Annotated in this window: 15 protein-coding genes; 9 read left to right on the top strand and 6 right to left on the bottom strand. The window is 75.6% G+C overall.

The window, feature by feature from the left end; genetic code table 11:
• Positions 1–330 (top strand): heme-binding protein (locus tag ABZ621_RS27225; protein WP_360608961.1); only part of this gene is annotated, 330 nt, incomplete at its 5' end.
• Positions 331–496: 166 nt separating this feature from the next.
• Positions 497–1,099: an ankyrin repeat domain-containing protein gene (locus ABZ621_RS27220; RefSeq protein WP_360608995.1), complete on the top strand. Its 603-nt coding sequence runs from the start codon at positions 497–499 to the stop codon at positions 1,097–1,099.
• A gap of 31 nt (positions 1,100–1,130) precedes the next feature.
• Here ABZ621_RS27220 and ABZ621_RS27215 read toward each other — a convergent pair whose 3' ends face one another.
• Positions 1,131–1,772, bottom strand: coding sequence for a TetR/AcrR family transcriptional regulator (locus tag ABZ621_RS27215; protein ID WP_360608959.1), 642 nt, complete (start codon positions 1,770–1,772; stop codon positions 1,131–1,133).
• A 101-nt stretch (positions 1,773–1,873) separates the two neighbouring features.
• Between ABZ621_RS27215 and ABZ621_RS27210 the strand changes: the two genes are divergently transcribed.
• From ABZ621_RS27210 to ABZ621_RS27190, 5 genes are all read left to right on the top strand, one after another.
• On the top strand, positions 1,874–3,295 hold the full coding sequence (locus ABZ621_RS27210) for an NAD(P)-binding domain-containing protein (protein WP_360608957.1): 1,422 nt from the start codon (positions 1,874–1,876) through the stop codon (positions 3,293–3,295).
• The gene (locus ABZ621_RS27205; protein ID WP_360608955.1) at positions 3,292–4,140 is read left to right on the top strand and encodes an SDR family NAD(P)-dependent oxidoreductase; all 849 of its coding nucleotides are present in this window, start codon (positions 3,292–3,294) and stop codon (positions 4,138–4,140) included. The genes ABZ621_RS27210 and ABZ621_RS27205 overlap by 4 nt, the downstream gene beginning before the upstream one ends.
• Positions 4,137–5,489, top strand: a complete 1,353-nt coding sequence (locus ABZ621_RS27200) for an MFS transporter (protein ID WP_360608953.1) — start codon at positions 4,137–4,139, stop codon at positions 5,487–5,489. Before ABZ621_RS27205 ends, ABZ621_RS27200 begins: the two co-directional genes overlap by 4 nt.
• 5 nt (positions 5,490–5,494) lie before the next feature.
• A complete protein-coding gene (locus tag ABZ621_RS27195; RefSeq protein ID WP_360608993.1) occupies positions 5,495–6,190 on the top strand; it encodes a TSUP family transporter in 696 nt (231 codons plus the stop codon).
• 120 nt (positions 6,191–6,310) lie between these two features.
• A complete protein-coding gene (locus ABZ621_RS27190; protein WP_360608951.1) occupies positions 6,311–7,174 on the top strand; it encodes a maleylpyruvate isomerase N-terminal domain-containing protein in 864 nt (287 codons plus the stop codon).
• Positions 7,175–7,181: 7 nt separating this feature from the next.
• Here the strand turns inward: ABZ621_RS27190 and thpR are convergent, their stop codons facing one another.
• Positions 7,182–7,811: an RNA 2',3'-cyclic phosphodiesterase gene (gene thpR, locus ABZ621_RS27185; RefSeq protein WP_360608949.1), complete on the bottom strand. Its 630-nt coding sequence runs from the start codon at positions 7,809–7,811 to the stop codon at positions 7,182–7,184.
• Between the two features lie 98 nt (positions 7,812–7,909).
• Positions 7,910–8,965, bottom strand: coding sequence for a hypothetical protein (locus tag ABZ621_RS27180; RefSeq protein WP_360608947.1), 1,056 nt, complete (start codon positions 8,963–8,965; stop codon positions 7,910–7,912).
• Positions 8,966–9,076: 111 nt separating this feature from the next.
• On the opposite strand from ABZ621_RS27180, the gene ABZ621_RS27175 reads away from it, so the two are divergent.
• On the top strand, positions 9,077–9,451 hold the full coding sequence (locus ABZ621_RS27175; protein WP_360608945.1) for a PadR family transcriptional regulator: 375 nt from the start codon (positions 9,077–9,079) through the stop codon (positions 9,449–9,451).
• Positions 9,448–10,020 (top strand): hypothetical protein, encoded by a 573-nt coding sequence (locus tag ABZ621_RS27170; RefSeq protein ID WP_360608943.1) that lies wholly within the window; start codon positions 9,448–9,450, stop codon positions 10,018–10,020. The genes ABZ621_RS27175 and ABZ621_RS27170 overlap by 4 nt, the downstream gene beginning before the upstream one ends.
• 12 nt (positions 10,021–10,032) lie before the next feature.
• Here the strand turns inward: ABZ621_RS27170 and ABZ621_RS27165 are convergent, their stop codons facing one another.
• From ABZ621_RS27165 to ABZ621_RS27155, 3 genes are all read right to left on the bottom strand, one after another.
• Positions 10,033–10,203 carry a hypothetical protein gene (locus ABZ621_RS27165; RefSeq protein ID WP_360608941.1) on the bottom strand — a complete coding sequence of 57 codons (171 nt, stop codon included), beginning with the start codon at positions 10,201–10,203 and terminating at the stop codon, positions 10,033–10,035.
• Positions 10,204–10,215: 12 nt separating this feature from the next.
• A complete protein-coding gene (locus tag ABZ621_RS27160; RefSeq protein ID WP_360608939.1) occupies positions 10,216–11,673 on the bottom strand; it encodes a GH1 family beta-glucosidase in 1,458 nt (485 codons plus the stop codon).
• Between the two features lie 86 nt (positions 11,674–11,759).
• Positions 11,760–12,851 (bottom strand): DUF1996 domain-containing protein, encoded by a 1,092-nt coding sequence (locus tag ABZ621_RS27155; protein ID WP_360608937.1) that lies wholly within the window; start codon positions 12,849–12,851, stop codon positions 11,760–11,762.
• Positions 12,852–12,863 lie beyond the last annotated feature (12 nt).

The following is a 12,863-nucleotide window of genomic DNA, read 5'->3' as shown; positions in this document are numbered from 1 at the left end:
GAGAACCAGCGCGTCTCCGTCGCCGTCGTCGACCGCAACGGCAACACGATCGTCACCCTCCGCGGCGACGGCGCCGGCCCGCAGTCCTACGAGTCCGCCGAGAAGAAGGCCTACACCGCCGTCTCCTGGAACGCCCCCACCACCGAGCTGGTCAAGCGCCTGGAGCAGGCCCCCAACCTCAAGGACATCCCCGGCACCCTCTTCCTCGGCGGCGGCGCCCCCGTCACGAGCAAGAACGCCCCCATCGCCGGCATCGGCGTCGCCGGCGCCCCCTCCGGCGACCTCGACCAGAAGTTCGCCCAGGCCGGCGTCGACGCCCTCGCCAAGTAACACCACCGGGCCACCGATGCGCACCCCCACCCCCGCACGGCCCCCGCTGCTCGACCCCGCCCGGCTCCGTGCCGGGGTCCGGGCCGGGTTCGCGGTGGCCGTGCGGACGGGCATCAGGACCGCCGCGCACGCGCTGCGCCGCCCGCCCTTCCCGAGGAGGAACCCCATGACCGCCGCCGACCTCGCCCTCCGGGCCGCCGTACGCGCCGACGACGCCGACGCCGTGCGCGAGGCGCTCGCCGGCGGCGCGGGGATCGAGCACCGCGACGAGCACGACCGCACCGCGCTGCTGCTCGCCGCGGCCGAGGACCGGGTCACGGCCGCCGCGGCGCTGGTCGCCGCCGGCGCCGACCCGAACGCCCGGGACGACCGCGAGGACACCCCGTGGCTGGTCACCGGCGTCACCGGAAGCGTCCCGATGATGCGGGTGCTGCTCACGGCCCGCCCCGCCCCCGACGTCACGCTCACCAACCGCTTCGGCGGCACCAGCCTCATCCCGGCCGCCGAACGCGGCCACGTCGACTACGTACGGGCCGTGCTCCGCGCCACCGACACCGACGTCGACCACGTCAACAGGCTCGGCTGGACCGCCCTGTTGGAGGCGGTGATCCTCGGCGACGGCGGCCCCGCGCACCAGGAGATCGTGGAGCTGCTGATCAGCGCGGGGGCCGCCCCGCACCTCCCGGACCACGACGGCGTCACCCCGCTGCGGCACGCCGAGCGGCGCGGCTTCGCGGAGATCGCCGGGCTGCTCGCCGCCGTCCGCTGAGCCCGCGCCTGCGGCCGGTCCGGCCGGCCGGTCAGGCCGGCCGGTCCAGGACGCCGGTCACGACGGCGTGCAGATGGCGGCGGAAGCGGTCGAGCGTGGGCAGGTCGTGGGCGCCCCGGCGGCGGCCCGAGGCGTCGAGGACGCCGGCCTGGCCGAAGGAGTGCGCGGTCCACACGACGGTGAAGACCAGCAGCTCGACGTCGGCTCCCGCGCCGAGACCGGCGCGGTCGAGGACCGTGCGGACGGCGGCGGCGACCTCGGCCACCAGCGGGCCGGCGAACTCGGTCTCGATCTCGGCGAGTTCGCCGCCCTCCGCGAGCCAGCGGCGCGTCCACAGGGCCGGGACCTCGGGGTGGTCGAGACAGAAGGACAGGTAGGAGTCGACGAAGCCGAGGAGCGCCGCGCGGGTCTCCTCCGGCGTCGGGCCGCACGCGGACAGCCGGTGCAGGGCTGCTGTGACGGCCTCCCGCTGGGCCAGGTGGGCGCGGCGCATCACGGCCCGGTACAGCTCGGGCTTGGCGCCGACGTGGTAGGCGACCGTGGCGATGTTGAGGCCGACGGCCTCGCCGATCGCGCGCGTGCTGGTGGCGTCGTAACCGCGCTCGGCGAACAGCCGGGTGGCGGCCGCCAGGATGCGTTCGCGGCTGTGGCCGTCGTCGGGCTGGCTGCTCATGCGCCCGAGGCTACCGTACGTGTCCGCAGCCGTTCAATCAGCTGTTGGAGAAGAAAAGAGCAGGTCAGAGACGATTGCGCGGCTCTCCATCATTCGATTGAATGAGCGCCCTCGAAGGAAGGGAGGGCGCTCTCATGGGCATGTCCATGGGCAGGGGAGGAAGCACCGGTACGGGCGGCGGCTCGACGAGGGTGGCCGTCGTCGGCGCCGGGGCGGCGGGACTCGCCGCGGCCAAGGCGCTGCTCGACGAGGGGCTGGACGTCACCGTACTGGAGCGGGGCTCGCGCCCCGGCGGCCTGTGGGCGGGCGACGGCGCGGGGGCCGGCGGGTCCCCCGCGTACGACAGCCTGCACCTCAACACCAGCAAGGGCCGGACCCAGTTCGCCGACTTCCCCATGCCGGAGCGGTGGCCGGACTACCCGTCGGCCGCGCTCGTCGCGGAATACCTCGCCGAGTACGCCGACACGTTCGGGGTCACGGCCCGCACCCGGTTCGGCGCCGAGGTCACCTCCGTGCGGCGGGCGGGGGCGCACTGGGAGGTGACCGCCGGCGGTGTCACGGAGGCGTACGACGCCGTGGTCGTCGCCAACGGCCACAACCGGGACCCGAAGTGGCCCTCGCCCGCCTACCCCGGGTCCTTCGACGGGGTCCAGATGCACGCGCACGACTACCGGAGCCCCGAGGTCTTCGCCGGGCGGCGGGTGCTCGTCGTCGGCATGGGCAACTCGGCCATGGACCTCGCCGTCGACGCCTCGTACGTCTCCGAGGGGCCGGTGCTGCTGTCGGCCCGGCGCGGCACCCACATCGTCCCCAAGTACCTCTTCGGACGGCCCGCCGACGCGACCGGCGGCGCGCTCGCCGTGCTGCCCTGGCGGCTGCGGCAGACCGTCGCGCAGACGGTGCTGCGGCTCGCGGTGGGCACGCCCGAGCGGTACGGGCTGCCGCGCCCCGCCGAGGGGCTCTTCCAGGACCATCCGACGATCAGCGACACGATCCTGCACCGGCTCACCCACGGCGAGGTCGTCGCCCGGCCGGGCGTCGAACGGCTCGACGGCGGCCGGGTGGTCTTCACCGACGGCTCCGCCGAGCCCGTCGACACCGTCGTGTGGGCGACCGGCTACCGCGTCACCCTCCCCTTCCTCGGCCCCGAGTGGACCGGCGACGACCCCGAGGAACTCCCCCTCTACCAGCGGGTCTTCCACCTCGACGAGCCGACGCTCGCGTTCGTCGGACTGATGCAGTCCACCGGCGCGGCGCTGCCCGTCGTCGAGGCGCAGGCCAGGCTCGCCGCCGCCTGCCTCGGCGGCCGGTACGCCCTGCCGTCGCCCGCGGAGCGGCGGGCGGCCGTCGCGCGCGCCCGCGCCGCCGCCGTGCGGCGGTGGGGGAACCGGCGGCCGATGATGCGGGTCGACTTCGACCGGTACGTCGCCGCGCTGCCCCGCGAGCTCCGGGCGGGGGTCCGCCGGGCCGCCCGCGGCGCCGCCGTCCACACCCCGGCCACGAAGGCGCAGGCTTCCGCATGACCTCCCTCTCCCTTCCCCGCGGGCTCCACTCGCCGCGCGGCCGGCGCGTCCTCGTCACCGGCGCCTCGGGCACCATCGGGCGCGCGCTCGGCGAGCGGCTCGTCCGGGCCGGTGCGCGGGTCGTCGGGCTCGATCTGCGGCCGACGGGTGACGAGCCGTTCCCGGTGATCGGCTGCGACGTCACCGACGACGCCTCGGTGGCGTCGGCCGTCGCCGAGGCGCTGGAGCTCCTCGGCGGGCTCGACGTGCTGGTGAACAACGCCGGGACCGGCGGGCCCGCGCCCGCCGAGTACGCGCCCGGGGACGAGGTCCGGCGCCAGCTGGAGCTCAATCTGCTCGGCACCTGGCGGGTGACGGCGGCGTGCGTCGGTGCGCTGGTCGCGGCGCGCGGCCGGGTCGTGATGGTGGCCTCCCGGATGGCGGTGATGCAGCTGCCGCTGGCCGCCGCGTACGGCGCGTCGAAGCGGGCGATGGTGGCCTACGCCGACGCGCTGCGCCTGGAGCTCGGCACGCACGTGTCGGTCAGCTGTGTGTACCCGTCCGCGGTGCGCAGCCCCATCCACGACTCGACGCGGGCGGCGGGGCTCTCGCTGGAGGGGATGAGCGTGTACGAGCCGCTGGAGGGCGTGGTCGACGCGCTGGAGCGGACGGTCCTGGCGGTGCGGGCGCGGCGGGACGTGACGACGACGCGGAAGGGCGCGGTGGAGTTCTTCCTCGCCCGGCACCTGCCGTCGCTCACCGACCGGATCGTGGCGCGGACGCTGGCCGCGCGGGCGGCGGGCGGCGCCTTCGCGGGCGCGGCGCTCGCGGCGGGAGTGGTGGAGCGGCACGGGGGCCGGCCGTGACCGCCCCGGCCGGGTCCCCGCCCCTGGCGCGCGCCGGCCGGGGGACGCTCGCGCTGTACGCCTCCGGATCGGTCGGCATGGGCGTGTGGGTGACCGTGCCCGGTCTGCTGCTGCTCTACTTCCTCACCGACGTCCTCGGGGTGCCGGCCTTCCTGGCGGGTCTGACGCTGCTGCTGCCGAAGGTGGTGGACGTCGTCGTGCATCCGCTGCTGGGTTCGCGGTCCGACCGGGAGGCGCGGCGTCTCGGGCACCGCCGCCGGATGATGCGCGCCGGGCTGCTGCTCGGGATGGCGATGGCGGCGATGTTCAGCGTGCCGGCGGCGCTGTCCGGGGCGCCGGCGGCGCTCTGGGTGGGCGGCTGGTTCATGGTGGGGAACCTGCTCTTCGCGGGTTTCCAGGTGCCGTATCTGACGACCCCTTCGGATCTGCGGGTCGGCTATCACGAGCGGACCCGGGTCTTCATGTTCCGGATGGTGCTGCTGACGCTGGGGCTGCTGGGGGCCGGGGTGGCCGCGCCCGCCCTGGTCGCGGCCGGCGGGCGGGGCGACTACGCGCGAATGGCGCTGCCGCTCGCGGCGGTGATGGGGGTGTCGGCCGCGGTGGCGCTGGTCGGGGTGCGGCGCCTCACCGGGGCGTGCGGCTTCCGGGTGCCGGACGGGCGGGCCGGGCACGCGGCCCTGGCGGACCTGCGGGTGGCGTGGCGGGACCGGGACTACCGGGCGCTGGTGGTGTCGTACCTCTTCACCGGCACGACGACGCACCTGTTCCTGGCGGCGCTGCCGTACATGACGGCGTACGTCTTCGACGACACCCGGCTGACGGCGCTGTTCATGGGGCTGTTCCTCGCTCCGGCGCTGTTCGCGAGCCCGCTGTGGACGGCGTGGTCGCGGCGGTTCGGGAAGCAGCGCGGGCTGCTGCTGTCGCAGGCGGTGTTCGCGGCGGGCTCGTTGGCGCTGCTGCCGGGGGCCTCGCTCGGCGGGACGGCCGGTGTCATCCTGACGGCCGTGGTGGTGATGGTGATGGGCGTGGCCTTCGCGGGGCTCCAGCTCTTCGCGTTCTCGATGGTGCCAGACGCGGTCGCGGCGGCGGAGGCGGCGGGTTCGTCGAAGGCGGGGGCGTACACCGGGGTGTGGACGGCGACGGAGGCGACGGGCACGGCGGTCGGGCCGTACCTGTACTCGGCGGTGCTGGCGCTCGGCGGTTTCGCGGCGAGCACGGAGGCCGAGCCGGTCGCGCAGTCCGGTACGGCGCTGGGCGCGCAGCTCGCCGGCTTCACCGTGCTGCCGGCGGTGCTGATGGCGGTGGCCCTCCGGTTCCAGCGGCGCTACACCCTGGACCCCGCCGCGTGACCGGGATGGAGGTGCTCGCGGTCGCGGCCGTGGCGGTGGGCGCGTTCGCGCAGGCGGCGACCGGGATGGGGTTCTCGCTGGTGGCGGCCCCGGCGCTGGTGGCGCTCCTCGGGCCGCAGCGGGGCGTCCCGACGGTGCTGCTGCTCGCCGTGCTCGCCTCGCTGCTGCCGCTGTCCCGGGGCCGGCGGCACGCCCGCCTCCGGGACGCCGGGCGGCTGCTCGTCCCGGCGCTGCTCGGGATGCCGGTGGCGGCGTGGCTGCTGCGCGGAGTGGACACCCGGGTCCTGGCGGTCGCCACCGGCTGCGCGGTCCTCGTCGGGGTGGCGCTGCTGGCCCGGGGCGTGCGCTCGCCGTTCCTGCGGCGGCCGGCGGGCGCGTGGTGCGCCGGGCTGGCGAGCGCCGGGCTCAACGTGCTCGGCGGGGTCGGCGGCCCGCCGATCGGCCTCTACGCGGCGAACGCGGGCTGGCCCGGGCACGAGTCCCGGGCCACCCTGCACGCCTTCTTCCTCATCCAGAACGTGGCCACCGCCGCCGTCCTCGGATTCGTCCCGCCGTCCTGGCCGGCCGTGGCGGCGCTCGTCTGCGGCGCGGCCGCCGGGATGGCGCTGGCCCCCCGGATCGCGCCGGCCGCCGCCCGCACGGGTGTCCTCGCGGTGTCAGGGGCCGGGGCGCTCGCCCTGATCGGCGGCGCGCTGGGCTGACGGGGAGCCGACCGGCCCGCCGGAGGCCCCGGGGTGTCCGGTTCGTGATGCGCGGGGGTCTGTCGCCCGGAGCTACCCGACGGTAACGTGCGGGGCCGTCCACAGCCTTGGGGGAAACACATGGGTGTCGTCACGACGTTCGATCCGGTGGCCGAGCACGAGCGGACGCGGGCCGCGCTGGAGGGCGCGGTCGGGCGCCTCGTGGACCTGGCCGACGGGATCGAGGCCTGGGAGGTGCCGTCCGGGGTGCCGGTGTGGTCCGTGGGGGACGTCGGCGCGCACCTCGCCGCCGTGTACCTCGCGTACCGCTCCGCCGTCACCGACGACGGGGGTATCGACTGGGACGGGCTGCTCACGGGCCGGGAGGGGGCGACGTTCGGGGAGCGGATCGCCGCCGTGAACGCGCTGTCCATCGGGCTCATCGCCGGGGAGGAGCGCAAGCGCCTGGGCGCGATCCTCGCCGAGCGGAGCGCCGCCTACCTGCGGGACTCGGCGGGGCTCGCGCCCGACACGCCGGTCCCCGCGCCCTGGTACGGGCCGGGGCGGACCGTCCCGCTCGCGGCGGCGACCGGGCTGATGCTCAGCGAGACGCTCGTGCACGGGCTCGACATCGCCCGGGGCGCGCGCCGGCCGTGGACGATCTCCCCGGCGGAGGCCTCGCTGGTGATCGGGCAGGCGATGGTGACGATGATGCCGCTCGCGCTCGACCCGGAGCGGGCGAAGGACGCGCGGATCGCCTTCGACCTGGTCCTCAAGGGCGGTCCGCGGCTCGCCGTCGACGTGCGGGACGGGGCGGCCACCGTCACCCGGGACGCGGGGCCGCGCGCGTACGACTGCCGGATCGTGGCGTCGCCGACGGCGTTCCTGCTCGTCTCCTTCGGCCGGCTGCCGATCTGGAAGGCGATCGCGCTGGGCCGGATGCGGGCCGGCGGACCCCGGCCGTGGCTCGCGACGCGGCTGAGCCGGCTGATCACCGCCCCCTGACAGCGCGTCAGGCGCCGGTTCCGGTCCGGGTTCCGGCGCCGGGCCCCGTTCCGGTGAACGGCCAGGACTCGATGTCCCGGTAGCGGACCGGGGCGGGCCCGCGGGCGTCGTCGCTGCCGACGAGGTGGAGCCGCGCGGTCGGCCACGCGCGGCCCTCGAAGCCGTCGAGCACCCCGGCCGCCTCCGGCACGCCGGCGAGGTCGCCGCGACGGGCCCGGGCCAGCGTCAGGTGCGGCCGCAGCGGACGTCCCTCGTAGGCGATCCCGGCCTCCTTGACGAGTCCCCGCACGTCGTCGGCGAGCCGGTGCAGGCCGGGGACGTCGCCCGCGATCCCGCTCCACAGGACGCGGGAGTCGAACTGCCCGCCCCCGCGGAGCGAGAGCTCCAGCGGCCCGCGCTCCGCCGCGAGCTCCGCGAGCGGAGCGCGCAGCCGGGGCACGACCGTCACCGGCAGCTCGCCGAGGAAGGCGAGGGTGATGTGCCAGTCCTCGATCCGGTTCCAGCGCATCCCGGGGTGCGCCGCGTAGGCCGGCGCCAGCGCCCGGGCGAGCTCGTCCTTGGCGTCGTCGGGCGGCGCCAGGGCGATGAAGACGCGGATGGCGGCGGGGGCGGCGGCGGGGCGGGACGTGTCGTTCACGGAACGATTCGTACCGTGCCGGGCCCGGGGCCGTGCGGGCGGGTCCCGTTACGCGGCGGCCGGCGCGGCCGTCCCGTGCCGGGGCCCGCCCGGCGGGTTCACCAGTCGCCGTCGGCGACCGGGGCGCCCGGCGGGGGCGGCGGCGGGCCGAGCGGCTTGACCTGCCACGGGGCCGGCGGGGTCCACGGGTCGAGGTCGTCGCCCAGCCACTCGCCCACCGGCTTCACGTCGGCGAGGGTGCCGGACGGAGCGAGGTCGGTGCCGTCGGGGTCGTCGTAGTCGTACCAGGGGAGGCCCGCGCGGGTGTAGGCGGCGCGGTCGGCGGGCGACGGCGGGGGCTCCTCGCCGGTGATGCGGCGCCACTCGGGGGGCGTCACCAGGTGGACGAAGACGCGGGCCTCGGGGGTGTCCGACCAGTCGCGGGAGGCGCGGTCGTCCTTGTAGACCTCCTGCCGCATGGTGCCGCCGGCGCCGATGCCCATGGCCGCGCCGGCGGGCGGCGGGCCCGCGGGGGCGGCCATCGGCATCGGCGGCGGGCCGCCGTAGCCGCCGTACGACGGCGGGGACGGGGGCGAGGCCGCGAGCCGGCGGGCCCGCTCCTCGGCGAGGCGCCGCTGCTCCGCGCGCCAGGCGGCGCGGAGCTCCGGGTTGAGCGGGAAGGCCTGGAGCTGGAGGCCGCCGACGGTCTCCTCGCCGGTGACCTGGCCCTCGACGGTCGCGCCCATGCCGAGCGGAACCGCGACGAACTGGCGCACCGTGCCCTTGCCGGAGTTGATGCCGTCGAGCCACGGCTGGCGGGGCAGCACCACGTAGTTCTGCGGGCGGCGGGAGAGCTTGCCGGTCCACTTCTCGCCGGAGACGGCGCAGACCTTGCCGACGCCGATCTGGAGCGCGGTGGGCTCCGGGCTGCCGGCGAAACTCAGCCACATCGCCTCGCGGAGGTAGACCGGCAGCATCACGCCGCCCTTGGCCAGCCACTGCTCGGGCACGGTGTCGGGGTAGTCCTCGACCCGGCGTAGCGGAAAGGTGCCGAGGCCCGGCGGCAGCCGGTGGGTGCCGTTCTCCGGGAGCCGCAGCGTCCGCACGAAGCGGACCCGCACCCCGTCCCCCAGCACCAGTGTGTCCCCGTCGATCCTGGTCGCGTTCGCGGTCACCACGTCTCCCCTCGTCTCGGCGCCGTCCCCCGTAACACGTCCGGCCGGAGCGGCCGGTTCCCGTCGGGTGGTGGCTTGTCGGCGACGCCTCGCGGCAGTATCTTGCATTGCATGGTTCCTGGTAACGCAAAGAACGACGACGCCGGGGGGAGGGTCCCCAGCCAGCTCCGCAAGGGCGTGCTCGAGCACTGCGTCCTCGCGCTGCTCAGGGACGAGCCGAAGTACGGGGTCGAACTCCTCGCCGAGCTCGCCTCGGTCAGCGTGATGACCACCAGCCAGGGCACGATCTACCCCCTCCTCTCGCGGCTGCGGCGGGAGGGTTTCGTCGACACCGAGCTGCGCGAGTCCCCCAGCGGGCCGCCGCGCCGCTACTACGCGCTGACGGCCCTCGGCCGGACCGCGCTCGCCGAGTTCGCCGGGGCGTGGCCGCACTTCCGGGACGCCGTCGACCATTTCCTCAACGACCCGCAGGGGGACACCACATGAACGCCATCGACCACCCGCTCGTCGCGGCCTACCTCGACGCCGTGGCCCGCGAGACCGCCGGACTCCCCGCCGAGCGCCGGGCCGAACTCCTGGCGGACCTCCGCGAGCACATCGAGGTGAGCGAGGCCCACGACGACGACGCGGTCCGCGCCGTCCTCGCCGGACTGGGCGAGCCCCGCACGGTCGCCGCCTCCGCGCTCGCCGAGGAGGGGACCCCGGCCCCCGCGGCCACCGCCGCGCAGGCCGGGCCGCTCGCCGGCCGTCAGGCCGCCCGGATCATCGCGGCCCTGCCCGCCCTCGGCGGGCTGCTGATCCTGGGCTCCCCCTACGCGGGCACCCTGGTCCTCGCGATCGGGCTCGCGCTGCTGTGGAAGACGCCGCTGTGGGACGCCCGACACAAGCGGATCGGTACGGCCACGGCCGTGGCCGTACCGGTGCTGCTGCTCCTCGGCGGGCTGTTCCTCGCCGGCGGCGGGATCGGCCCGGTGGAACTCCTGGTGATCGGCGTGTTCTCGATCGGCGTGCCGGTCTCCGGCGCGCTCGTCCTGACGCGGGCGCTGCGCGCCTGACTCCCCGCGCCGCTACTCCTCGCGGGCGGCCTCGGCCACGGCGCGTTCCTCGTCGAGGTCGGCCTGGGCGTGGGTGTAGAGGTCGCGGACGAACGACCTGGCGTCCTCCGCGGAGATCCCGGCACCGAGGCCGAGCAGTCGTGCGGTCCAGGCGGCGAGCGGGTCGCCCTGCTCTTCGGCCATGACGTCACTCCTTCAGCCCCCTGCCCCCATCGTCCGCCCCGCCGTGACCGCCCGCAATTCCGCTCCGGGCGTGCCGCGCACCCGGCGGGCCGTGTCGCGCAGCCAGTGGGCGCTGCGCTTGGGCGTGCGCGTCTGGGTCGGGTAGTCGACGCGGACGAGTCCGAAGCGCTGGGCGTAGCCGTACGCCCACTCGAAGTTGTCGAGGAGCGACCAGGCGAGGTAGCCGCGGACGTCGGCGCCGGCCTCGCGGGCGCGGGCGACGGCGGCCAGGTGGGCGGAGAGGTAGGCGGTGCGGTCGCGGTCGTCGACGTGTCCGTCGGCGTCGGGGACGTCGTCGTAGGCGGCGCCGTTCTCGGTGACGACCATGGGGGTGCCGGGGTAGTCGCGGGCGATCCGCAGCAGCAGGGCGGTGAGGTCGTGGGGCATGACCTCCCAGCCGAGCCCGGTGACGGGCAGCCCGCCGTGCGGGAGGCCCCGGGTGACGGGGCGGCCCTGGGCGTCGGTGCCGGCGCCGTGCTCGTCGGTTCCCGAACTCCGCATCGAGCGGTAGTAGTTGACGCCCAGGGTGTCGATGGGGGTGGCGATGGCGGCGAGGTCGCCGTCGCGGACCGGGATCTCGACGCCGTGCGCCGCGAGGTCGGCGATCAGGTCGTCGGGGTAGCGGCCCCGCAGGATCGGGTCGAGGTAGAAGCGGAAGCCGAAGGCGTCGGCGCGGCGGGCGGCCTCATGGTCGGCGGGGCCGTCGCCGGCGGGGGCGCTGGTGCCGAGCAGGTGGGTGACGGCGAGGTCGAGCGGGTGCCGGGCGTCGGCGCGCAGTCTCCGGGCGGCGAGGCCGTGGGCGAGGTGCAGGTGGTGCACGGCGGCGACGCCGTCGGCGAGGGAGCGTCCGCCGGGCGCGTGGACGCCCTCGACGTGCCCGAGGACCGCCGAGCAGAACGGCTCGTTGAGGGTGGTCCAGTGGGTGACGCGGTCGCCGAGCCGGTCGTGGACGAGCGCGGCGTAGTCGGCGAAGCGGTGGGCGGTGTCGCGGGCGGGCCAGCCGCCGGCGTCCTGGAGCTCCTGGGGCAGGTCCCAGTGGTAGAGAGTGAGCCAGGGGGTGATGCCCCGGCCGAGGAGTTCGTCGACGAGCCGGTCGTAGAAGGCGAGTCCCTTCGCGTTGGCCGGGCCGCGCCCGCCGGGCTGGACGCGCGGCCAGGAGACGGAGAAGCGGTACGTGTCGAGTCCGAGGTCCGCCATGAGCGCGACGTCCTCGGGCATGCGGTGGTAGTGGTCGCAGGCGGTGTCGCCGGTGTCGCCGTTGTCGATCGCGCCGGGCACGCGGCAGAAGGTGTCCCAGATGGAGGGGGTCCGGCCGTCCTCGGCCACCGCGCCCTCGATCTGGTAGGCGGAGGTGGCGGCGCCGATGCGGAAGCCGGGCGGGAGGCGGGCGATCAGGGCGTCGTCGGCGGGGAAGCGGGCGTCGGCGGTCATGGGCGTGCTCTCCGGTGGCAGGGGTACGGGGGCGGCCCGGGCGCCGCGACGGGCGTCCGGGCCGCCCCGTACGGGGTGGAAGGGGGTCAGGGCAGGACGTGGTCGGCGTTCAGCACCGTGCCGCGCTCGGGGCGGTACAGGTCGAAGCCCCGGGTGTCGCACTGGAGACCGCCGTTGATGCAGTGGTCGACCAGGGCCTTGAGGGTGCGCTCCTCCCACGCGTTGAAGAAGTCGTAGTGGAAGGAGTAGCCGCGGCCGCTGGCCAGGCGGACCTGGCTCATGTCGCCGTTCACCGGCCAGGCCATCTTGAACTCGATCATCGGCAGGGCGACCGGGTGGGACGCAGGGCACATGTTGTCGTTGGTGCCGGGCTTCACGACGGGGTACGCCATGTGGCTCTGGTGGTCGGGGGTGTCGAGGTGCAGGCCGTTCCAGCAGCTGGGGGCCTGCATGCGGAGGTTGAGCTGCACGTCGGGCCGGGCCGGGCAGTTCGCCGGGATGTCGGTGTTGAAGAAGCTGTCACCGCATTCCCAGCCCTCGACGAAGCCCTTGTGGGCGCGGAACTCCTGCTCGGTCTGGGTCGGCTTGCCGACGACGAACCGCAGCCCCTTGGGGAAGGGACGCACGCTGCGGTAGTCGGTGACGCCGGCCTTGTAGTAGATGACCTGCGGGCCGACGGGCAGGATCTTCTGGTCGCCCTTGTACAGCGAGGGCATCCAGTACGCCGAGGCGTCCGCCGGCGCCTTGCAGGTGGTGGCGCCTCCGTAGAGGGAGGCGGTGGTGCTGGCGGCGTTCGTCGAGGTGTTGCCCATGAACGTGTGGTCGTGGGACTTGCCGAACTGGCCGGGGTAGACGATCGGGTCGTCCGGCGCGGTGTGGGTGACGGAGCAGCCGGCCTGGAACTCGTGGTGGTAGGCCGGGGGCGGGGTGTCCGTGGACGGGGTGACGCCGGTGACCGGCGGGACGGCGGGGATGTATCCGTCCCCGTCGGCGTCGTCGCCCGACGCCTGGGTGGAGGCGGCCATCTGGTGCCCGACGTGGTTCTCGGCCGCGGCGACGGCGGGCGGGATGCCGACGGCCGGGTCGGTGGCCTGGGCCATCGTGCCGATGCCGAGGGCGCCGGCGATGAGGGCCGTACTGACGAGGAGTACGGAGAGCCGCTTCGGACTCGATCTCATGGGGATCTCCTC

It is taken from the genome of Streptomyces sp. NPDC007863 (genome assembly GCF_040633895.1).
Classification (GTDB): domain Bacteria; phylum Actinomycetota; class Actinomycetes; order Streptomycetales; family Streptomycetaceae; genus Streptomyces.
The sequence above is the reverse complement of the archived record's forward strand: the minus strand, read 5'-3'. Positions and strand labels throughout refer to the sequence as shown.

Coding starts and splice junctions, on each gene's coding strand:
- ABZ621_RS27215 (WP_360608959.1), bottom strand. CDS start 1,772: ATGAGCAGCCAGCCCGACGACGGCCACAGCCGCGAACGCATCCTGGCG.
- ABZ621_RS27210 (WP_360608957.1), top strand. CDS start 1,874: ATGAGCGCCCTCGAAGGAAGGGAGGGCGCTCTCATGGGCATGTCCATG.
- ABZ621_RS27175 (WP_360608945.1), top strand. CDS start 9,077: ATGGTTCCTGGTAACGCAAAGAACGACGACGCCGGGGGGAGGGTCCCC.
- ABZ621_RS27155 (WP_360608937.1), bottom strand. CDS start 12,851: ATGAGATCGAGTCCGAAGCGGCTCTCCGTACTCCTCGTCAGTACGGCC.
- ABZ621_RS27195 (WP_360608993.1), top strand. CDS start 5,495: ATGGAGGTGCTCGCGGTCGCGGCCGTGGCGGTGGGCGCGTTCGCGCAG.
- ABZ621_RS27165 (WP_360608941.1), bottom strand. CDS start 10,203: ATGGCCGAAGAGCAGGGCGACCCGCTCGCCGCCTGGACCGCACGACTG.
- ABZ621_RS27170 (WP_360608943.1), top strand. CDS start 9,448: ATGAACGCCATCGACCACCCGCTCGTCGCGGCCTACCTCGACGCCGTG.
- ABZ621_RS27220 (WP_360608995.1), top strand. CDS start 497: ATGACCGCCGCCGACCTCGCCCTCCGGGCCGCCGTACGCGCCGACGAC.
- ABZ621_RS27205 (WP_360608955.1), top strand. CDS start 3,292: ATGACCTCCCTCTCCCTTCCCCGCGGGCTCCACTCGCCGCGCGGCCGG.
- ABZ621_RS27190 (WP_360608951.1), top strand. CDS start 6,311: ATGGGTGTCGTCACGACGTTCGATCCGGTGGCCGAGCACGAGCGGACG.
- ABZ621_RS27160 (WP_360608939.1), bottom strand. CDS start 11,673: ATGACCGCCGACGCCCGCTTCCCCGCCGACGACGCCCTGATCGCCCGC.